At 53.4% G+C, this 21,141-nt stretch carries 15 protein-coding genes and 3 pseudogenes; 11 read left to right on the forward strand and 7 right to left on the reverse strand.

Annotation, left to right across the window (positions count from 1 at the left end; all coding sequences use genetic code 11):
• Window positions 1-278 precede the first annotated feature (278 nt).
• The 3 genes from FQ192_RS32365 to FQ192_RS32375 all read right to left on the reverse strand — a co-directional run bounded on the left by FQ192_RS32365 (window position 279) and on the right by FQ192_RS32375 (window position 2,281).
• Window positions 279-890, reverse strand: a complete 612-nt coding sequence (locus tag FQ192_RS32365; RefSeq protein WP_054052626.1) for a PolC-type DNA polymerase III — start codon at window positions 888-890, stop codon at window positions 279-281.
• 22 nt (window positions 891-912) lie between these two features.
• The gene (locus FQ192_RS32370) at window positions 913-1,392 is read right to left on the reverse strand and encodes an NYN domain-containing protein (protein WP_054616703.1); all 480 of its coding nucleotides are present in this window, start codon (window positions 1,390-1,392) and stop codon (window positions 913-915) included.
• A 136-nt stretch (window positions 1,393-1,528) separates the two neighbouring features.
• Entirely contained in the window at window positions 1,529-2,281 is a 753-nt protein-coding gene (locus FQ192_RS32375; RefSeq protein WP_149662075.1) for a DUF2076 domain-containing protein, read from the reverse strand.
• Window positions 2,282-2,458: 177 nt separating this feature from the next.
• Between FQ192_RS32375 and FQ192_RS32380 the strand changes: the two genes are divergently transcribed.
• The 8 genes and pseudogenes from FQ192_RS32380 to FQ192_RS32420 form a co-directional block, all read left to right on the forward strand.
• A complete protein-coding gene (locus FQ192_RS32380) occupies window positions 2,459-3,133 on the forward strand; it encodes a YciC family protein (protein ID WP_149662076.1) in 675 nt (224 codons plus the stop codon).
• A gap of 75 nt (window positions 3,134-3,208) precedes the next feature.
• Window positions 3,209-4,288 (forward strand): endonuclease/exonuclease/phosphatase family protein, encoded by a 1,080-nt coding sequence (locus FQ192_RS32385; protein WP_149662077.1) that lies wholly within the window; start codon window positions 3,209-3,211, stop codon window positions 4,286-4,288.
• A gap of 538 nt (window positions 4,289-4,826) precedes the next feature.
• Window positions 4,827-5,170 (forward strand): annotated as a pseudogene (locus tag FQ192_RS32390) (IS21 family transposase); the annotation flags it as partial.
• Between the two features lie 452 nt (window positions 5,171-5,622).
• On the forward strand, window positions 5,623-7,725 hold the full coding sequence (locus FQ192_RS32395) for a hypothetical protein (RefSeq protein ID WP_149662078.1): 2,103 nt from the start codon (window positions 5,623-5,625) through the stop codon (window positions 7,723-7,725).
• Between the two features lie 458 nt (window positions 7,726-8,183).
• The gene (locus tag FQ192_RS32400; RefSeq protein ID WP_149662079.1) at window positions 8,184-9,338 is read left to right on the forward strand and encodes a caspase family protein; all 1,155 of its coding nucleotides are present in this window, start codon (window positions 8,184-8,186) and stop codon (window positions 9,336-9,338) included.
• Window positions 9,335-10,414, forward strand: a complete 1,080-nt coding sequence (locus tag FQ192_RS32405; RefSeq protein WP_129440979.1) for a hypothetical protein — start codon at window positions 9,335-9,337, stop codon at window positions 10,412-10,414. The genes FQ192_RS32400 and FQ192_RS32405 overlap by 4 nt, the downstream gene beginning before the upstream one ends.
• Window positions 10,383-11,492 (forward strand): ComEC/Rec2 family competence protein, encoded by a 1,110-nt coding sequence (locus FQ192_RS32410; RefSeq protein WP_129440977.1) that lies wholly within the window; start codon window positions 10,383-10,385, stop codon window positions 11,490-11,492. The genes FQ192_RS32405 and FQ192_RS32410 overlap by 32 nt, the downstream gene beginning before the upstream one ends.
• Window positions 11,493-12,921: 1,429 nt before the next feature.
• Window positions 12,922-13,455: pseudogene (locus FQ192_RS32420) on the forward strand (contractile injection system protein, VgrG/Pvc8 family); the annotation flags it as partial.
• Here FQ192_RS32420 and FQ192_RS32425 read toward each other — a convergent pair.
• The 3 genes and pseudogenes from FQ192_RS32425 to FQ192_RS32435 all read right to left on the reverse strand — a co-directional run.
• Window positions 13,444-14,167, reverse strand: a pseudogene (locus FQ192_RS32425) (IS66 family transposase zinc-finger binding domain-containing protein); the annotation flags it as partial. The pseudogenes FQ192_RS32420 and FQ192_RS32425 overlap by 12 nt on opposite strands.
• A gap of 60 nt (window positions 14,168-14,227) precedes the next feature.
• A complete protein-coding gene (gene tnpB / locus FQ192_RS34760) occupies window positions 14,228-14,665 on the reverse strand; it encodes an IS66 family insertion sequence element accessory protein TnpB (RefSeq protein ID WP_165353258.1) in 438 nt (145 codons plus the stop codon).
• Between the two features lie 213 nt (window positions 14,666-14,878).
• Window positions 14,879-15,883 (reverse strand): helix-turn-helix domain-containing protein, encoded by a 1,005-nt coding sequence (locus tag FQ192_RS32435; protein WP_129440975.1) that lies wholly within the window; start codon window positions 15,881-15,883, stop codon window positions 14,879-14,881.
• Between the two features lie 224 nt (window positions 15,884-16,107).
• Here FQ192_RS32435 and FQ192_RS32440 point away from each other — a divergent pair, with 224 nt between their 5' ends.
• From FQ192_RS32440 to wrbA, 3 genes are all read left to right on the forward strand, one after another.
• Window positions 16,108-17,220, forward strand: coding sequence for an NAD(P)-dependent alcohol dehydrogenase (locus FQ192_RS32440; protein WP_129440973.1), 1,113 nt, complete (start codon window positions 16,108-16,110; stop codon window positions 17,218-17,220).
• A gap of 89 nt (window positions 17,221-17,309) precedes the next feature.
• Window positions 17,310-19,028, forward strand: a complete 1,719-nt coding sequence (locus tag FQ192_RS32445) for a GMC family oxidoreductase (RefSeq protein WP_218570131.1) — start codon at window positions 17,310-17,312, stop codon at window positions 19,026-19,028.
• A gap of 96 nt (window positions 19,029-19,124) precedes the next feature.
• Complete coding sequence (wrbA, locus tag FQ192_RS32450; protein ID WP_129440971.1) at window positions 19,125-19,724, forward strand: NAD(P)H:quinone oxidoreductase; 600 nt, start codon at window positions 19,125-19,127, stop codon at window positions 19,722-19,724.
• 372 nt (window positions 19,725-20,096) lie between these two features.
• Here the strand turns inward: wrbA and FQ192_RS32455 are convergent, their stop codons facing one another.
• Window positions 20,097-20,933: a PhzF family phenazine biosynthesis protein gene (locus FQ192_RS32455; RefSeq protein ID WP_129440969.1), complete on the reverse strand. Its 837-nt coding sequence runs from the start codon at window positions 20,931-20,933 to the stop codon at window positions 20,097-20,099.
• Between the last annotated feature and the right edge of the window lie 208 nt (window positions 20,934-21,141).

Genomic DNA, 21,141 nt, shown 5'->3' on the forward strand with positions numbered 1-21,141 from the left:
GCAGTCCCGGTCGCCACATTGGCAGCGACGGACAAAAGGTTATCGATGCCCCGGATGAGGGGCAAGACAGACATTCCCTAAAACTCGGTAGGACCGATCATCAAACCTGAGGCGGCGTTAAACACAAATCCAACGTCGCAGGGAGATCCAATGTGGGAGCGGGCTTGCTCGCGAAAGCGGTTTGTCAGTCACATAGATGTTGGATGTGCCGACGCTTTCGCGAGCAAGCCCGCTCCCACAGGGGATTTGTGTTGTGTCAGAGGAATAGTAGGGGGCAGTCAGAACCCGCGATGGCGTTTGAGATGTTCGTTGATCTTCGCCGCCGGCACTTTCTGCAAGCTGACCAGCAGATCATGGGACAACTCGCGCAACCCGTGCTGCTGGCGCAGTTGTTCAGCCAAATGCGTCGTCAGGTTCGCCGCCATTTCCGCATCCGCCATCGCCCGGTGAGCCTTGCCGGTGTTGGGCAAACTGGCAAACGTGGTGAGCGTCCCGAGCTTGTGATTCGGCGCCGCCGGCATCAACCGTCGAGCCAGCAATAGCGAACAGGCAAAGTTCTGCAACCGCGTACGTTTGATCCGCCCCAGTTCAAAATCCCAGAACTTCTGGTCGAACGCGGCGTTGTGCGCCAGCAACGGCGTGATGCCGACGAACTCGTTCACCTCGTTCATCACCTGCTCGGCCGACGGCGCGGTGCGCAGCATGGCGTTGCTGATGCCGGTGAGTTGTTCGATGAAGGCCGGCACGCGCACGCCAGCGTTCATCAGGCTCTGGTAACGCTCGACGATGCGCCCCTGTTCAAGGATCACCACGGCAATTTCCGTGGCCCGGCAGCTGCTGCTCGGGGAGATCCCGGTGGTTTCAAAGTCGATGACGGCTATGCGTTCCAAACCTGTTTCTACTCCGTAAAAATCAATTCTTGAGCAGCAACGCGCCTTCGATCGGCACGTAGCGGCTGGCGGCGCGGATCAGCGAGTTGGCGGTCAGGCCCGGCACGCCGTAAGCCACGGCTTGCACGCCGTGTTTGCTGATGATGCGCTCCAGCAACATATCGAAATCACCGTCGCCGGAGGCCAGCACCACTTCGTCGACGTGATCGGCGGCGTCCATGATGTCGAGGGTGATGCCCACGTCCCAGTCGCCCTTGGCCGAGCCGTCGCTGCGCTGGATGTAGGGCTTGAGCTTCACCACGAAACCGAGGTTGCGCAGGATCTGCTGGAACTGCTGCTGTTTGCTGTCACCGCGATCGATGGCGTAGGCGTACGCCTCGACGATCTCGCCCTGTTTGCTGATGTCAGCCCACAACGCGGCATAGTTGAAGTGGCAACCATAGGCCTGACGCACGGTGTAGTAGAGGTTTTGAACGTCGGCGAACACTGCGATTTTCTTCATCGCATTTCCCTCTTGGCGCACAGGCGCAGGCTTGAATCCGGCACTAGGCCCGAAAAGTCGCCCAGTATGCCAGCCCGGAGGTTTGTTCCGCGAATAATCGGCCCGGGGCGTTTGCGCGCCCCGGACGAGTGGTGGGTCAGATGAAGGAGTCGTCGTCATCGCCGCCGAAGAATGACGAGCTGTCATCGCTGTAGTCGGCGTCAGTGAAATTGCCCTGGTCGCTGGAATCGTTACCGGCCATGTTCTGGTCGTTGTTCCAGTCATTGCCGCTATGGTCGTTGACCTGGGCCGGCTCTTCCTTGATGACTTCGACGATTTCCTGCGGCTGCTGATTACTGTGGAACAGGCTGCTGATGCCTTGCGCCAGCATCACGCCACCGGCCACGCCGGCCGCGGTTTTCAGCGCGCCGCCGAGGAAGCCACTACCCACCGGCGCCTGTTGTTGCGGCGCGTAGTTCTGCTGCGGGGCGCCGAAGTTTTGCTGGGGCGGTTGTGAGTTGAACGACGGCCGTGCCGGTTCACGCCAACCGCCGGTCGATGGCGGCGCGCTTTGCGTCGGCGCAGGCTGCGGATCGCGGGAACCGCCGCCGAAGATACTCGACAGGAAACCACCGCCGCTCGGGGCCGGCGCGGCTGCCTTGGCCTGTTGCAGTTCGGCCTGCAATTGCTGGATCTGCTGGGCCTGTTGCTTGTTCTGTTCATCGAGGCTTTTGATCGCAGCCTCTTGCACCAGAATCGCCTGGATCATGAAATAGCCCGCGGCGGGCTGGCGAGTCAGGTGCTCCTTGATCCGCGTCTCGGCCTGGGCGTCGCGCGGGGCTGAGTCCGTTTCGGCCTGTTGCAGCCGGGAAAACAGTCCATCGATCAGGGTTTGTTCTTCGCTGTTCATGGCGACCTCGTAGATTGCCGGGAATATCGTCACCCTCATCCACTGTGGATAAGGTGCCTGACAGTAATGGGGCTGCAACAGGATGTTTCAATGGCCTTTACCTAACGTTTACGTTTGCGCCCCTCAGGGTTTCATCGGTTAAAGTGTGGGACGGCTTTTAACCTGCGATACCAACTGATGAATCCGTTCGAAGTGCTGCGTGACTCCCTGTATTTCTCCAAGCGCAATCTGAGCCAGATCGTGCAACTGTGCCTGCCGCTGGTGATTCTCGAGGCGTTCCTGCAACAAATCGTCGACAACACCGCCGGCCCGGACGGGTTTCCTGGTTACAGCATGATTGTCGGTTTGCTGGTGTATCCGCTGTACACCGGCGCATTGATTCTGTTTCTCGACGCCCGCAGCCGGGGCGAATCCCCGCGCATCCGCGACTTGCTGGCCACGTCTGCCACGTTATGGCCGCGCTTTGCCCTGCTCACCGCGCTCAATACGCTGCTGATCCTGATTGGCCTGTCGCTGTATTTCCTGCCGGGCATCTGGCTGATGGTGACCCTGGCCTTCGCCGAGTACCTGCTGGTGCTGCGCGGCCTGGCGCCGTTGGCGGCGATGAAGGAAAGCCTGCGCCTGACTCGCGGCCACTTCCTGCGCATCCTCGTCTGCATCCTGGCGGTGATGGCGCCTTTATGGCTGCTCAAGGGTGCCAGCCTGGAGGTCTACCCGCAGCCACAGAACCCGGTGCTCGGCTTGCTGATCGACAGCGCCCACAGCTTCCTGCAACTGTTCACCAGCGTGGTCCTGTTCCGCCTGTTCATGCTGATCGGCGAAGCGCCTGACAAAAACGACGGAACGGTCTGACCGCTCTGCCCTTGGGCGCGGGCGCCGCTCTCGGGTATGCTCGGGGTCATCTTTGTAACGCTATAAGCCGAGCCAATGACCCGTCTACTGCGCTACACCCTGCTTGGCCTGCTGCTGATCGTCGGTCTGGCCGGCCTGTTGATCTACAGCGTGACCTGGCGCCCCGAAGCCAAGGAAGTGTTGCCGGTCAGCTGCAACGCCAAGGCGCCGACCCTGGTGCCCGGCCAAGCCTTGAAGGTGATGACCTGGAACGTCCAGTACCTGGCGGGCAAACGCTATGTGTTCTGGAACGACCTGGCCCAGGGCGATGACGAAAAACCCACTCCCGAAGACATGGCGTTCAGCCTCGATGAAGTGGCGCGGGTGATTCGTGACGAGCAACCGGACATCGTGTTGCTGCAAGAGCTCGATAACGGCGCCAAGGCCAGCGACTATCAGGACCAGTTCAAACTGTTGCAGGAACGGGTCGCCGACCTTTATCCCTGCAGCGCCCACACCTTCGACTGGAAAGCCGACTTCGTTCCCGAGCCGCACATCTTCGGCAGCGTCGGCCGGCAACTGGCAACCCTGAGTCGCTACCAGATCGAACATGCCGAGCGGCTGCAATTACCGGTGGCGCCCGCCAATTTCATCAGCCGTCAGTTCAAACCGAAAAATGCCTTGCTGGTGACCTATCTGCCATTGAGCGATGGCGGGCAGATCGCGGTGCTCAACACTCACCTGGACCGCGTTATCCAGCCCGACGACACCCTGCAAGCGCAGGTGACGGCAGTGGCCAAGGTCCTCGACAAGTATGAAAGCCGTGGCACGCCGTGGCTGATTGGCGGGGATTTCAATCTCTTGCCCCTGGGCCAGTACCGACGCCTGCCCACCGAGCAACGCACGCCCTACTCCGCTGACAGCGCCCTGCATGTGCTGTGGGATAAATACCCGATGATCCCCACCAACAACGAAGCCAGCGGTGTCGACCGGGCGCAGTGGTTGACCCATTACCCGAACGATCCCGGCTTGAATGGCCCGGACCGCACGGTTGATTACCTGTTTTACAGCCCGCGGATCAAACGGGTCGAGGCGACGGTAAGGCAGGACGATACGCTGCGGATTTCCGATCATTTGCCGGTGATTGCGCGGTTTTTGTTGCCGGCAGCACCGTAGATCAATAGTGGCGAGGGGGCTTGCCCCCGTTGGACTGCGCAGCAGTCCCCTGTTTCTTGGGGATAAGCGGGGCCACTTCGCAGCCCAACGGGGGGCAAGCCCCCTCGCCACAAGAAACCTCACCCTTAAAAAATCATCATGACTTACGCGGCTTGATCCGCGCCGTCGCCTCGGCCACCAACGGATCATCCGGCCAGTAATGGGAGGTATCACCTACTGTTCTTCAGATTGACAGCCTTGGAGCGCTTGCTCCGTGACCGTCCTAGTCCGTGCAGGCAGAACACAGTTGACTGTCAATCCTCTCTTCCAATATTGACAGTCAGACCTGGACATTTTCTTGAAGATTGACACGTCTCAGCAAAATGGAGCGTGCTCAAACAGCAGAACATTGACACCTTTAAAAGTGTCTTTCGCCAGACTGGGGATTCCATGAACATCCGGCCACCCATTCCACGCACATCCGGCCTCTCTTAAGGCAGGCAGCGACGCAGGATTAATTCACTACTATCGAGCTCTTTTATCGAAGCAAGAGGCCGTTGTGGAAAGATTATCCATTCGTAAGATTCGAGAAGTACTACGTCTCAAATTTGAGGTCGGCCTGTCTGCTCGCCAGATCGCTGTCAGCTTGCAAGTTGGGCGAGCCAGCGTCGGGGAATACCTCAATCGCTTTGCTGCGAGCGGGCTGATCTGGCTCTCTGCTCTGTCCGATGCCGAGCTGCAACGAAGGCTTTTCCCGCCGCCGCTCGCTGTCCCCAGTGAACAATGTCCGATACCTGATTGGGCAAAGGCTCACGCAGAACTGCACCGTCCCGGTGTCACCTGGCCCTGCTTTGGCAGGTGCACCGCCTCAGCCAACCACAGGGTGTACAGAGCACAAGCTTTCTATGGACATTCCTTGAAGTTACCTATTATGTTGCCTCCACGGCGGGCTATCGACGTCCATGGCAAGTGCAACTCTCCATGGACATAGAACGTCGTTATGTCCATAGCGTGGTAGTGTGCGTGGACTTGACCACCCACTTGCATTGCCACCAACCAAATATTCGTATTTACACTGTCAGCTCCCTTGCGTTCGACTTCACCAGTGGTTGAGTTAGTCGACAAGAGATTGCAAAGTCTAGCCGTCCTTGAGAAAAATATGACAATACTGAGAGCGCGCGCCCGTTCTGACCTGTTGCGGCCTTGTAGAGCTAGAAAGAAGATTTTGGTGGTCGGATGCGTGGGCCGCGTATAATTGCACCAGCCATTCAAACTAAATTTGCGTTAGTAATGAAGCATCATCCAGTTTCGGATGATCAAGAAATTCTGTCAAACCGTGTTTTAAGGATAAAACCATGAGTGTTGATCGTGAAGCCATCTGCAAAAAACTGCAAAATGCTCTTGTAAATTTTGAATTAAAGTTGGCGCTAGAAGCTATAAGCGCACTAAGTAGTGAAGACGTCAACACACAATTTTTGGCCCAGTTGGCGCAGCCAGGCGCATTCAAGATCCGTGGGGGTCAAGACAAACGAAACGAGTTTTACAAGCAGCTTCTGAGTGAGAAAGACTTGATTGATCGTCATGCAGAAGTTCATCAGTTTGCTCAGGATCAATTTAATAAAATTCTTTCGATTGAAGAAGACTTCTCCCGAATTCGATCAACTTTGATCAGGTGCGATGCGGCAAAACTCTCGACAAATATTCAATTTTGGAGTCAGGTCATCTGGGCGGCACAAGCATTGAAGCATGTTCATGATGAAAGTGAGCGAAGTGTAATGGAACTCTCCTCTAACAATGCGCCATTTGCTATGCCAGAAATGGTTGTGATTAAGGATAAAGATGGGCAAGAAATAAATACGGACGGGGCCTTATCTTCCATAATCGAAAATCTTAGTCTTACATTGAAAATGCTTTCTCATGAAAATAAGTGGAATTTTGAAGGAAAATTGATAGGTCCTCTGAAGATTGAGGTATCTGAAGAACATCTGTTCAAGGCCACATCTATTAAAATGCTTGCAAGTGCCTGGAACTCTCTTGAAGATATCGCCAACCGAACACTTTTATTTGGCGGGGAAATAACTTCGTTTGAGGAGGCAGGTGTTCCTGAAGGAATCAATGGAAAAGATTTTTTTGACCAGTATAGTGATTGCAAGGTCTTCCATCGTACTCCAACGGAGATTGAAAAATTAGACTTCCTGGCTAATCGCAGGCTTCATTCTTGGACTATGCAAAATGTAGCAAAGATGATGTACGGAACAACGTTGCATGCGCTTGTTAAGACAGGCAAGGAACCAGTTCCAAGTCTGTCGGCCGTGCGCTTTATCTCCATGGACGAGGCGATAACGGTTGCAAGCTTGAGTGAGATTTTAGCTTTTGATGTCATCACGGATTACGAAAAATATCACGGATTAACACTCAGAGAGTGGGTGCGAGGTTATTCTTCGCTGAGGTTGCTTGCGGAAAGAAAATATTCTGATGTCAGCTTAGTAACCATTGATAGGGCAGTATTGAAGAAAGAGCTTTGTGCTTGCAAAATTCCAGAGTCGAGTGTCTTCGATTTGATAAAGCACTTAACATTCGGCTTAAACTGTCATGATTTGTTCGATTCTCCTTTGATATTTTCTGAAGGTCATAAATTTTCATTCTTTCCTCAAGCTATCCTATCCTGCAATCTTATAAACGTCATTTTATCAAAACTTGGTTCGCTTGATGTTGAGTTTGATAAAAAGAGGAAAGGTAAGGCAAAAGAGGCGAAAGGCTCTAGTAAGAAATCTAAAATAGCGTCAAAAAAAGGTGACGGATTCGAAAAAAAGATTGTGTCTTTTTTTAAGGGGTTGCACTACGAGTGTGTATCGACGAGCTTTAATATTGATGATGCACAATATCAGTATGACGCTCTGCTTATTTTGGATGATACGTTATTTTTAATTGAGTGTAAAAACACATCAATCTCGGGTAATCACGCAGTACAAGCAAGTCGTTATTTTGAGTTTATCTCGAAAACAATAGGTCAAATAAAAAGGCTAGAACGCGGATTAAAAGCTCGACCGGAAATTGTGGAATCGTTGTTTGGACGAAAGCTTTCCGAGCTCACAATAGTCCCTTTGATTCTCAATTCCTTAACCTATTCATGCCCTCCTATTGAAGGTGTCTATATTTCTGACAATTCGGCCTTAAGCAAGTTTTTTAAAGAAAGTACTATTTCTCAGTTTAGTTACATGAATGGCGTCAAAACACCTTCAAAAAATACTCATAGACTTTGGTCAGGCGAGAGGCCTACGTCTCAGGAGCTATTGGATTATCTGGCGTGGCCGCCACAGTTAGAAATTATGGCAAAACATATGAGCTACCATAAACATCCACATTACACATCTGAGAGCTCAATGTTTTACTCGGGCGTGCTAGATATTGACGAAGTCGCGATGATGAAAGCAAAAATGGAAGCGGCTGAAGTTTAAAGTGTGGAGAAGGTAATCGAATTTTTCTATTCAGGCGTCATTCGGGAGCACCAAGCGAAGGAGCGCGAATGTTTAACAAAACTAGAATTAGGTTTCAGCGCGACGGTGATCGCGCTGGTTCCCCATAGCGGATTTAATCTCTCAGCTATTTGCCAAGTTTAAGCTAAGTAACTGTGCCGCACGTTCCCTCTGCACAGCAGGACTCCCCAGCAACTGGTCAGTTGGCACACGGTGGGATATGCCGTTCAGTACCAGCCAGGTTCTTGGATCACGTTTGTCCGCGCGGAAATCGGTAGTCGTCGATTCGAAATCAATCGAAGAATTTGCGCCCGCTACCCCTTAGGGAACTCGAAGGATGAATAGCCGAAGCCGTTATGCACGTAATTTCTACACTAGTAGTGGCTTGTTGCTATGCTGCAGTCTTTTGCCCGGCGCAACGCAAGGAGCCCGCTGACAGCATGACATCATTGATACCTGAAAACTTAAGCCTGCCCGGGACCCATACATTGGTAATAGGGGTGAGTGCATACGAGTTCCTAAGCGGTAGCGCAAACTGCAGCCCTCAAGGTAGCGAGTTTGTGATCGGGCAGCTTTCAGCCGCTGCTCGCTCCGCGTCTGAATTTGCCGCGTGGTTGATGACTGAATACAACCGCCCTGGTCTTCCCCTGCGCAGCTTGCGCGTTTTGTTATCGCCTTCGCCCGATGAAACCATCGCGCCAAGCATTCATGCTCTCCTCAAAGGCGATTGGCGAGCCACTCGAGAAAACGTAGACATCATGTTTGCTCATTTCAGAGATGCCGCCAGAAGCCACGATGAAAACGTTGCTATCGTCTATGTCGTCGGACACGGTGTGCAGTTCAGTAAGAATGGGGCGGTCTTGTTATTGAACGATTTTGCTAGCCCACTGCATCGCTATGAAACGTATATCGGCGCAGTGGATATGAGAAAGATGCATGACGCGATGAATCAAGAGAGTGAAATTGCCCAAACTCAGTTTTGGTTCGTCGATGTATGCAGAGATCTGCCCAAAGAACTTGAAAAGTATGAAACTCTTGCGGGAGTTAAGGGTGGTAACGTAACACGGACAGGATCAGCCAAGTCTTCTCCCTTATTTATCTCTGCATCACCTGGCCAGGGTGCCTTTGCAAAATTTAATGGGTTGACTCTATTCTGCGATGCTCTTTTTAAAGGCCTTAAAGAGGGGCATGCAGCGCGCTCTGAGGGAGAGCGCAATTCACCATGGCGGGTGTCTGTCAATACTTTGCTCGAATACCTACCAGCCGCAGTGCAGGCTTTGGCTGGCACGGGAGGAAAGACACAAGAGGTTGAGTGCACGGGCAAAATGACCAACGCGGTGCTACATGAGTGCCTCACGCCCCCTGATGTTGATTTGACCATCTCTATACGATCTGGTCATAACAATACTAACTATACTGCCAACCTAAAACACCGTGGCACAACCCTGTATAAGAGTTATTCGAACTGGCCACTTACAGCTAAAGTACCTGCCGGTCTCTATGCAATCGAAGTAACGACGCTATCGCCACACGGTGTGGATGAGGATTGCTTGAACCTTCAACCTCCCGTCAATGAAAAGGAGATTCCGCTATGACTGTTGAAGGAGAAACTACTGGTGTATTGCACATAGAAATAGACTCAAAATTGTACTACCGCGGAAAAGGGATCCGCGTGGAAATCCGTGATAGCGATTTGATTCTGATCCAACCTGCAACCACTCAGCGCAGCTTCGAACTGCCGTACGGGCTTTACGAAATCAGCGCAGTTTTAGATGACGGCAAGCGGACGACTAAGGTTATAGAAGTAAACGGTCGGCAACCGAACCGTATTAAGCTCGAGCCTAATCTGCCTTTTGAGCCTTTGGCTTCAAAAAATGATAGCGACTTTCGTTCGGTGAGCGAATTGCACCATCTTCACTCCGTCAAGACGGACATGGAGATAGTCGATATTAGCTCCGACGTGACGGTATATGAAGTGGAGAGCCATTGGATTCTCCGCCACTCTCAAAAGATGGAACAGGTGCCTGTGGCTACGATATCCAGCTCAGGTAGTACTTTGCAAGCGAGCCTTCCTATCAGCGCAGGCGATCACCGATTTTCCGTAACTTGTCATGTTACCCGCCAGTTCGAACCGTCATTTGGGCCTGTGCAAATCAAAATTTCGCAGTCCCGAAGCATTGCCTCCGCAATGGAGAGGATGGTTGAAGCAGGTCAGTTTGAATCGGCCACCCGGCTCGCCAATAAGGCAATGGAGACCTTGCTATCGAAGTTCATCGATCCAACCGGTGCTGCCCTAGCCGCGTTGATCCTTTACAAGGCAGATCGGCTCGATGACAAAATGGATCTCCTCTTTTCATTAGTGAAGCGATTCGGCTGGCTGCCTGATGGCAAGATATTACTGGCCTCGCAATTGGCACGACTTCCGGGGCAACGCGACAAAGCGCTGCAGCTCGCTTGTCAGGCAAGCGAACAACGAATTCTATTTACCGAAACCTTCTCACTATTACTTGATCTGTTGCGCTACTGGCCGGAAACCGGTAGCAAGAATCGTAGCGAAGCCCTATCCCGCCTAAGCAAGCGTGCGCCTTTTGTCGACTGGCGCTCCACGTACCTATGCTATCGATTGCAGGAGGGCCAAGATGCTAACGCTACAACTTCTGCCGGCGCGTGAGGGCGATGCTATTTGGGTGCGTTGGGGTTCCCCTGATGCCCCTTACCAGATGCTGATCGATATGGGCCCTGAAGAAACGGGTAAGGAGTTGCGAGAGCGCATCAGCGCATTGCCTGAAGATCAACGATCATTCGAACTAATCGTTGTAACCCATATTGACCGCGATCACATTGGCGGCTTGCTGTCTTGCTTGGTAGATGCAGAACCTATACCTGGCTTTACAACGAAAGATTTCTGGTTCAATGGTTTTGCACATTTAGATGGACTGAAACCCCAGGACGAGTTTGAGTCCATGGGAGCAATTCAGGGCGAGCGATTAAGCAATTGGCTCGGAACGCAAAATTGGAACAAGTTATTCGCAGGTGGGCCTGTATGTCGTGAAAACAAACTACCTCTGCCCTATCGAGACTTTGAAGGTGGTATGCGATTGACTGTTCTAGGCCCAACAGCTAGAAGGCTCAGTGACTTGAAGCCTGTATGGCGAAAAGAGGTTGAAGCTGCGCTAAGGAAAGCACAGAAAAATATCTCAGATGAGGGCTTGGAGAGAATGGGTGCGAACTCCATTCATGCACTCAATGATAAGGAAGCGCTATTGCGTCTCGCCGAGCAACAACTTACAAGAGACAACAGCCCGGCGAACGCGAGCAGTATTGTACTGTTGTTGGAATACAAGGATACACGGATATTATTATCTGGAGATGCTTTTTCAACAGACTTAAAAGAATCTGTGCAACTGTTTTCCCAAGGCCAGCCTCTGGAGCTAGCTGCCTTCAAGGTTCCCCATCACGGCAGTCGACGGAATCTATGCAAAGCGCTGATCGAAAGTGTCCGCTGTCCCTGTTGGCTCATCTCGACCGATGGCTCTCGTTTCCAGCATCCCGACGACGAAGCAGTGGCGCGCATCCTCAGTTATAGCAAATATTGCCCTATTACTGTAGGGTTTAACATCCGCAGCGAATACAATGAAAAATGGAGTAATGACGATTGGCGGGAAAGGTTCAGCTACCGCACTACATACGGTAGCATAGAGGATGGCCTGATCTTGAAGTTCCAAGGGGGGGCTTTGGTAGACAGCTAGCAAGTAACTTTATAGTGTTCGCGTGCAGTATAAATACCTCATGTTTGCATGGGGAGGCGCAAGCGTGGTTCCATGCTGATAAGACCTTATAGGCACTTAATCGGCCGGTTCAATAAATAGAAAAATTCTGCAAGGGCACAGTACTTCACCACAACAGTCTCATCCGCGCTCGTTGTTGATAAAACGATCGTTAACGTCGCGTGCTTGATCAGTTAATTTTGAAGCCTCTGTGTAAGCGTTCAGCCAAGTCACCTTGACTGATTCCGCCAGATATCAACTGATATGCAAGCAGTTTACTCGGTATCGTTTGCTCATCGGTTCCCCCTTGCCATCGCTAGGTTGGAGCAGCATGATTAAGCTTTAAGGACTGGTAATTCAGCGGGATCTGGCCGATGAGTGAACTATTGGGTGTACTGGCTGACTTTGTTTTTCAAGCGATTTGCTTCCCTATCGGCTGGCCTTTGATGAAGGCCTTACCCTAGGGAAATACCCCGCTAAAGGCTCCTGGTTTTCAGAAAGCCCTTCAGCCCAATGGACGTCTGCGATTGGGCTAGCCGTTTTGGTCATTGCAATGATGGCAGCGATGAAGCAGTTCGTGCTTGCTTAGCGAATGGCTAAGCCATCGCCTTATGCGATGGCATCAGGAAGGTATGTTGCCCGGACGGTTACGAATGGACAGCCAATTTCTCGATGTGGATTTTTAGTCTTCCCAGTCAGCGGCCAATCGCCACCATTCAATTACCAGCACGAGAGCGGGTATCCTCTCGTCAGCTATGACATGGAAAGGAAATCGGAGCATGACATTTAGGAATGTTCCTACAGCATTGCGCTAGCGCTTCCAGGTAAAGTCATTCTGCCCAGCTACAGGCCGGATTCCCCCATGGATGAAAAGGAAGCTGCATGAGTGGTTATGTGCCAAAAACAGCTTTGCCAAACACGCCCAAAATCGCTGCACCTGATGTGTTGCATCTGTTGATATTCATGCTCCGTATTGGACTGAATACAAAAACTACCCATCGAAGCAAGACGCCGCGCCCAGCGCCGTGGGCTGTATGTTCGTAAGGAGCTGTGACCTCCCTGGCGGTGTGGCCAACCACAAGAAACCAGCCGGGATTATCCCTGTCGAGAGAATGGCCAACTACGCCGAGCTTCCCATTATTGGCGGTCGTGAAACAGATGCGGACGCGAACATTCCCCTCAAAAAGATCTGTGGTAGCGCTTTACCTGCTGCACTCGGAACTCTTCTAGTCGGTGTGGCTCCTATTGCTGCTGGTGTGTCCTGTGGAGACCGCTGCACTGCTGAAGATAATGAGCCCTTTCTCAAGCCAACTGCGTTGATGGATATCGGCTCATTCGAAGCGGCTACCAGTTCTCAGAATAGAGTGCATCAAAACTCCTCATTCTCATTTTTCGGCTTAAGGATAAGCTTATGTTTGCGCCTGCAAATTCCGCGCACTTTGCATTACAGATCCCTTCTGTTCGCAACGATTTTAAAGTATTGGCGTTTGATGGCGCTGAAGCCATCAGTAACCTTTATGCGATAAAAGTTGAACTGGTCAGCGAGTGCCCTGACTTTGACCTAGAGAGTCTGCTCAGTCAGCAGGCATTTCTTCAGTTCGGGCTGAACGGAGAAGGCATTCACGGGCTCATCGAAGACGTTCTAGTCGGTGACGCTGGCAAGCGTCTTACCCGCTATCACTTGACGCTGGTTCCTGCTTTGCACTACCTGCAGTACAGTCACAACCAACGAATTTTCCAGAATTTGACTGTTCCGCAAATCATTGCTCAGGTGCTGAATGGTCATGGAATTCAGTCCGACACCTTCACTTTCAATGTTACGACTAGCCCCGTGCGCGAATACTGCACTCAGTACGGGGAAAGTGATTTGGACTTCGTCCAGCGTTTGTGCGCTGAAGATGGCATCGCCTGGCACCACCAACATACCCAGGAAGAGAACATCCTTTAGATAAGCGTACGGATCATGACCATTCCGCGCAGACTGGATCAAGCTCATGATCGCCGCCGCCCTTTTTCCGCTGCGTAGCGATCCGGCGAAGAGCCAGTTCTTGCGTCCAAGGGCCCATGGTCGGATCTGGTTCTCCGCCCAATTATTATCAATGGGTACGGCCCCGTCATTGAGGTACCGGCGCCTGGATCAGCGTTTCGCAGTCATCGCAAACCCACTTGCCACGAACATGGCGCTCAACGGTGAACACGCCCGGCATGTAGTCGAGCTTTTCGCTGACATCTTCACCGATGCGCTTGAGGGCGCAGCCGCATGGGCAGTGAGTGTTGTCCGGTTCGTGATGGATCAACGTGCGTGGGAATTCTGCCGGCAATGCCGTGCGCTTGGGCTTTTGCTTTTTCTCGGTCGCCGCTGGTGCTATTTGCAACGCCTGAAGCTCGGCCTCAATCGCCGCAATATCGGTATCGATCAGGTCATCCAGCAGGCTGGCCTGCTCAGGATTCATCTGCTCACTGCGCTTGGCAAACTTCAAACGCTTGAGCTGTGCGATCTCGTGGGTCAGCTTCTCGATCACCGTTTGATCGCGGTTGATCTTCTTGCCCATGGTTTCGACCGTTCTGCCCATGGTCTCGACTTGCGACAGCAACTGCGCAGCGAATGCACGCAGTTGATCGGGAGTCATTTGATCGAGATTGGGCGAGGAAGTCATACCGTGGATTTTACCAAAGCAGACCGCTTGCGGCAGCAAACCGAGATGCTAACTACAGTTTTAAAGCAGCGTAATAGCTCCGCCAGACCCCACGCGTTGCCAAGGTAGGCCTAGTACCAAAGCCTGAAGTTGCTCGGCATCCAACTGCACTTCACTGCCTTGCCGAACGCCTGGCCAATGGAATTTACCTTGGTTCAAGCGACGTGCCGCCAGCCATACGCCAATCCCATCGTGTACCAGCACTTTCATCCGAGTCGCGCGGCGATTGGCAAACAGATAAGCGCAGTGCGGCTTCGCCGCACCGAACACCGCGACCACCCTCGCCAGCGCCGTTTCAGTGCCGGCGCGCATATCCATGGGCTCGGTGGCGAGCCAGATTGCGAAATTGCACTCCACTTGACCATCTGATTGCATCGGTACTGACCACTCGTTTGCATTGCACTTGACCAGGCGTTTGCATTCGATTAGACCACCGATTGCATCGGATTTGACCAGCACGCTTAGTAAACATGATCGGTAGAGAACTGCCCATTGCTGCCGCTGGCGACAGGCAGTCATCGGCCAAAAGCAGTCAGTCGTATAGGACAGAGAGCGGCTGTTTGCTGCCCGTCGAAGTCTTTCCCTATGACTGACTTTTTTGATCGAAGCTACCGGTCGCGACGGCTCGTAACACGCAGAACTAGGATTAATTTTTCATATGGCATTTTTCGTTCACGTTTGGCCACTGCCTTCCCCTTCAACCTGGCTCTGTCTCTGTCTCTGCTCAAACGCCTGAGCGCGTAAGTCGCGCGGGCTCATCTGGAATGCCGATTGGAACATGCGACTAAAGTGCGCGGGGCTCTTGAACCCGACCGACAAGGCAATCTCAGTGATCGGATTCTGCGCGTTGGCTGGATCGCTCAATGTCCGGCGCGCGGCGTCCAGGCGCTCTTTCCAGATCCAGCTAGAGAGGGTATTGGGCTGCCCGTCGCAGAGAGCATGCAAATAGCGCTTGGACAAGCTTAAGGCCTTGCTGATCCGGTCTACATCCAGTTCCTGATCAGCCAGGTGCTCATGCACATAGGCGCGTAATCGCCGCAGGTGAAATTGTTTCAGATTGCCCGGAAGAACAGCGACCTGCTCTGGAGCCCCGACCAATGCAGCACAAAGCAACTCGACGGTCGCGCTGGCCACTGAAGATGAACTGAGCTCATCAAGCTCACCGACGCAACCTTGCAGCGAGTTGATGAACTGGCTGAACAGCCGACCGGTCCCGGACGCTGTGGGAATCACCCGTGCAGTGTAATCCCTGGCGTTTCGCAGCGAATGACGCATCACCCGCCCAGGAATCATCAGTACTTCGTGATGGAAAGCGCCCGGCATATTCATCGAATAGCTGCGGCTACTGTCGCAAAGCACCATGTCACCGGGATTCATGGTGACCTGACGATTGTCCTGCTCGATCTGACTGGTGCCATGACGCTGGATGAGCAGCAGGAAGAAATCATCATCTCCCGTAGACAAGTGCTGCATCGAGCGGCGGACAAAGTGACCATCGGCAATCACATCGGCCAGTTGAATGGCATTGCGCGTGTACTGAAAAATTTTTCCGTTGAAAGCCGGTTGTCCGGCAATCGGCTGCATATCGAAATGGATGAAATTCTCTCTGACGACATGCTGCCAATAGTCCATGCGCATATCGTCTGGCAGCCCTTCCGTGGTAATGACGCAATTCATTGTTTCACTCTCAGATAAATTCCACTGCGCTCACAGACAAGCAACTGCGTATCAGCCTGTCTACCATCGGTATCGTGACATGTTCGTGTAAATACAAGTAACGACTACGCAATCCGTGGATGCGCAGGACAGGCACGTCAGGCGAACCGCCTTGCGGTGCCTGCAATGCCAACAAGGATTGAATAGCCCGCTCACCAGCCCATTCCCTGTGAAGAATTAAAACAATGAAAACACTCGCCGCTGTGGCAAGAGAGCACCGTGCGCCACTGGAAATACTTTCACTGAAAATCGACGAACCGCGTGAGGACGAAGTACGGATCAAGATTGTGGCGGCGGGTATCTGCCGTACCGACCTGGACGTTCGGGATGGTTACCTGCCCACCCCACTTCCGGTGGTGCTGGGCCATGAAGGCGCGGGCATAGTCGATAAGGTCGGTGCAGCTGTCAACAACTTCCAGGTGGGGGATCACGTTGTGCTCTCCATGGGCCGTTGTGGCGAGTGCGGGTTCTGTCGTTCGGGGCAGCCAGCGTTTTGCGTTAATCATGTGCCATTGAACTTTGGCGGTGCTCGGGCCGACGGCTCGATGTGCTTGCACGATCAAGAAAGCGCGGTACACAGCCACTTTTTTTCGCAGTCCTCCCATGCCACTTACGCCATTGCGCACAAAAGCTCGCTGGTGAAAGTGCCTAAAGATGTCGACCTCAAACTGCTCGGCCCGCTTGCCTGCGGGGTGATGACGGGCGCCGGCGGGATGATGAATACCTTGCGCCCGGAGCCGGGTAGCAGCGTGGTGATTTTTGGCTGCGGTACCGTCGGCCTCAGCGCCTTGATGGCGAGCAAGATCATCGGCTGCAGCCAACGCATCGTGGTCGACAACAAACAATCGCGTCTCGACCTGGCCATGGAACTGGGGGCCACCCATACAGTGCTCTCAGGGCCTGACGTCGATGTGGTCAAAGAGATCCGCGCATTGAGTGATGGCTTGGGCGTGCAATACGCCTTTGAGTCCAGCGGTGTGAAAACGGTCATCAGCGCAGCACTCAACAGCCTGCGCGAACTCGGCACCCTAGTGATGACCGGCGTGTTGCCCCAGGGCGAGACCGTTGAGTTCGATGCCTGGAATCTGCTGCGTGGGCGGCGGGTGATCGGCAGCGTGATGGGCGACACCTTGCCGGAGATTTTCATCCCGCAGTTGGTTGAGTACTACCGCCAGGGCCTGCTACCCCTTGAAAAAATTTCCCGATTGTACCCGTTGGCAGACATCAACCAAGCCATTGACGACGGCATCAACGGCAAGGTGGTCAAGGCCATCGTGGTCATGTCGCATCAGGACTGAAGCTCTTTCAAAGGGTGGGTGTGCGTCAAGCGATGCACCTGCGCACCGGCCTCCTTCCAAAAACAATATGTTCCAGGAGTTATCTCAAAATGGATGAAACCATCGTTCCCGCATCACAAGACCCTCTGAACCGTTCCGGTAAGCAACGTCGCGGCTTCATCAAAGGCTCAATGGTGGTGATTGCCTCAGCGTCCCTCGCATCGGGTATTGCTTCAGCGGCGCAACCTGCTGCTCCGGAGAGTCAATCTCGCAGCCGGCTCAAACAACAGGGCCCGTTCGAGCACGTATTCGACTATGTGATTCTAGGCGGTGGTTCTGCCGGTGCCGTGTTGGCCAACCGTTTAAGTGAGAGCGGCAACAAGAGTGTTTTGCTGGTCGAGGCCGGTCCTTCTTTCGATCCGGATCAATACCCAGAGCTGCTCTACAGCGGCAACATCATCGCCGCCAACGCTGATCCGCGTTATGAATGGGGTTATCACGCCGAGCCGGTTGAGCAGGCTGAAGCGATCTATGCGCCGCGCGGCAAGGTAATCGGTGGCAGTTCCGCAATCAATGGCGCCGTTGCTTGCCGTGCCCTGCCCTACGACTTCCAGCGCATCACCGCCAAAGGCTTGAAGGGCTGGACGTTCGACGAGGTGCTGCCCTACTTCAAGAAGATGGAAACCTGTCACACCGGCGATGATAAATGGCACGGTCGCAATGGCCCGTTTCCGATTCATCAACTGACGATGGACTACATCACCCCCGTACAACGCTCGACGGTTGAGGCCGCCTGGAAACTCGGCTACGCCAAGGTCGATGACTTCAACAACCCTCTGGCCAACAACGGTGCAGGCCCAAATCTGATGAACGTGGTCAATGGTGTGCGGGTCAACACCGGCATCGCCTACCTCACGCCAGAGGTGCGTAGACGCTCGAATCTGACCATCCTTTGCGAAAGCCTGATCGACAAACTGCAGTTCGACGGTACCAAGGTCCGCTCGGTTCTGCTGGCTGACGGTAAAGAACTGCGTGGCAAGGAAGTGATCCTCAGTGCTGGCGCCTACGGCTCGGCAGCGATCCTGTTGCGCTCGGGTATCGGCCCGAAAGCGGATCTGCAAGCCCTGGGCATCCCGGTTATACGAGACGCTGCGGTCGGCACTCGACTGCTCGATCACGCCTTTTACTGGATGAACTTTGCCGGTAAGCCGGAACTCAAGGGCCAGGATCACCCCGTTGTCGGCTCACAATTGTGGACTCACTCCTCCTTCGCCAAGTCAGCCGGGGAACTGGATATCGCGGTCTCCCCATCGCACTTGCTCGACCCGAGTATCAGCAAGACCGGTGTGGCGTTTTCGCTAGGGCTGGAATTGATGAAGGTCAGCTCGACCGGCAGCGTCAAACTCAAGAGCCTCGATCCGAAGGTTCAACCTGTCATCAAGCTCAATCACCTCACCAGCGAAGACGACATGCAGCGCATGGTCGAATGCTTCCGGATCGCCCGAAAACTAGCCACGACTGAGCCTTTGAAAAGCCTGATTGTCGAGGAAATCTTCCCGGGGCCATCGGTTAGCGACAGCGACAAAGACATTCGCCAAGCCCTAGCTAAAGGCGTCGGCACCTTGCAGCACCCTTGTTCCACAGCTCCGATGGGACTGCCAAGCGATCCGAACGCGGTGGTTGATGCGCAGGGGAATGTCTATGGCGTACAAGGACTGCGAGTCATTGACGCATCAATCTTCCCTGAAATTCCGCTGATCAACCTCAACCCGAACGTCATCATGATGGCGGAAAAACTATCGGATGTGATTCGTAAACAGCAAAGTTGAAGCTGGATCAAGGGCTTCACTCGCTGAAATATGCCGCCCGCCGATAGCGCCTTCGCGCAAAGTTTCAAACCTAAAACCCCTCAAAAGGAAACAACAATGGTCAAGGTTCTAGTGCTCTATCATTCGATGTACGGTCATATCGAAACCATGGCGCAAAGCGTCGCTGAAGGAGCCCGCACCGTCGCCGGAGTGGAAGTAACGATCAAGCGTGTACCCGAAACGATGGATGCACACATGTTTGAAGCGGCCCATGGCAAGGTCGATCAAAAGGCACCCATCGCAGTAGCCAATGAACTTGCCGACTATGACGCTATCATCTTTGGCACCCCGACTCGCTTCGGCAACATGTCCGGCCAAATGCGCAACTTCCTGGATCAGACCGGTGGCTTATGGGCCCGGGGCGCGCTTGTCGGGAAGGTCGCCAGTGTCTTTACCTCGACCGGTACCGGTGGGGGACAGGAAATGACCATCACGTCCACCTGGACCACTTTGGCGCATCACGGCATGGTGATCGTCCCTATCGGCTATAGCACTCCGGCCCTGTTCGACATTTCGCAAGTGAGCGGGGGTACTCCTTATGGCGCCTCGACGCTGGCTGGTGGCAACGGTTCGCGCCAGCCAGACGAGCGTGAACTGGGTATCGCCCGTCACCAAGGCGAGTATGTCGCCAGCATCACGGCCAAACTCAAGGGCTAGGACCGAGCGCCCCTGAGCTGAGAGTTAGCGAAGCTTACTCGAACACGGCAGGCTGCTCTGAACGACGGATCAGGGCAGCTGCGGCCAGGCATTGTTTTTCGCTTGAATCGTGGTTCGGTCGTTTATGACTGAAGGACAGCAACCGGCCCAGGTTGTGTAAAAACGTTTTAGAGCAGGTATGACGGTCAGAACTAGAACGAAAATCGCGTTCCTACGCAAATTTCAGGTCTGCTTGTTAGCCGAGCGCTGATAGATTGTACGTAGCAGCGCAGACTTCCAAATGGTGTATGCGTTTGACACATTCTGGGCCAATGCCGGACTGTGAGCTAAGTTGGCAAGGTAATGGGGGATAGATACATCACGCAGTGGTAGCTAGAACATTACCCGCCCTGACATACCTAGCTGCACCTCACCTCCGACCCAGATATCACTTCCGATCTTCTCAATTTTTATCCGACCTTGACGACCTAATGCAGTGCCTTGGCTCGCAGTGTAGTGGTCAGGCATGACCCCTGTAGAAATCAGCCATTGCGCCAGGCTCGCATTGAGACTTCCGGTGACAGGATCTTCATTCAGTTCTTCACCCATAAACGCGCGCACCTCGACATCTGCGTCCGCATGAGGACCTTGCCAAGGCGCGACTACTCCTACGTTGAGCCCGTTGAGCTTCAAATAGTCTGGGCGAATAGCCAAAACGTCATCACGCGATGCCATCATTACGGCAACCCAACCGGGTCCATTGTCTACCCATTGACTGGCGAGGATTTGATCACAGGACAGGCCCAATCCGCTCTCAATCTGACGCAACACATCTCCACCTACTGCTCCACTCCGAACCAGAGGCGGCGCTGCGAACGACAGAAAAGCACCATTCCGGCGAATGCGGATCAGGCCTGCCAGGCACTCCTGAATAATCTCTTTATCGACGTTGCCGCCACTTTGATTTAGCCATACATGACAGCTTCCCAGTGTAGGATGACCGGCAAAGGGGAGCTCCCGTAGCGGGGTGAAAATTCGTACTCGGTAATGTGCTTCGGGAGAGTTTGGTTTCAGCAGAAAGGTTGTCTCGCTAAGCTGTGTCCAGGCTGCAAAATCGTGCATTTGTTGGCTGGTCAGGTCGTCGGCACCAATTACGACAGCTACGGCGTTACCTTTAAAGGATTGTTCGGAGAAAACATCGACTTGCTCGAATAGTAACGAAACCGGCATGGAGCCTCCTCTGTCAGTGCTATGGGGGAAGGATATGCCAGGCGGCACACTTCCGAACCGAGTTTCGTAGACGTCGGAGAGTCTCCTTCGGGTCGTGGCTGCCGGCCATGAACGACCGCAGTCGATTCGTTGCAGTCTGTTGTGACAGGTATTAATAGGCCACAAGACACCTGCAAAAGTGTCAATCTGGATAATATTTACATAAGTG

The sequence above is a fragment of the Pseudomonas sp. ANT_J12 genome (assembly GCF_008370045.1).
Lineage (GTDB): Bacteria > Pseudomonadota > Gammaproteobacteria > Pseudomonadales > Pseudomonadaceae > Aquipseudomonas.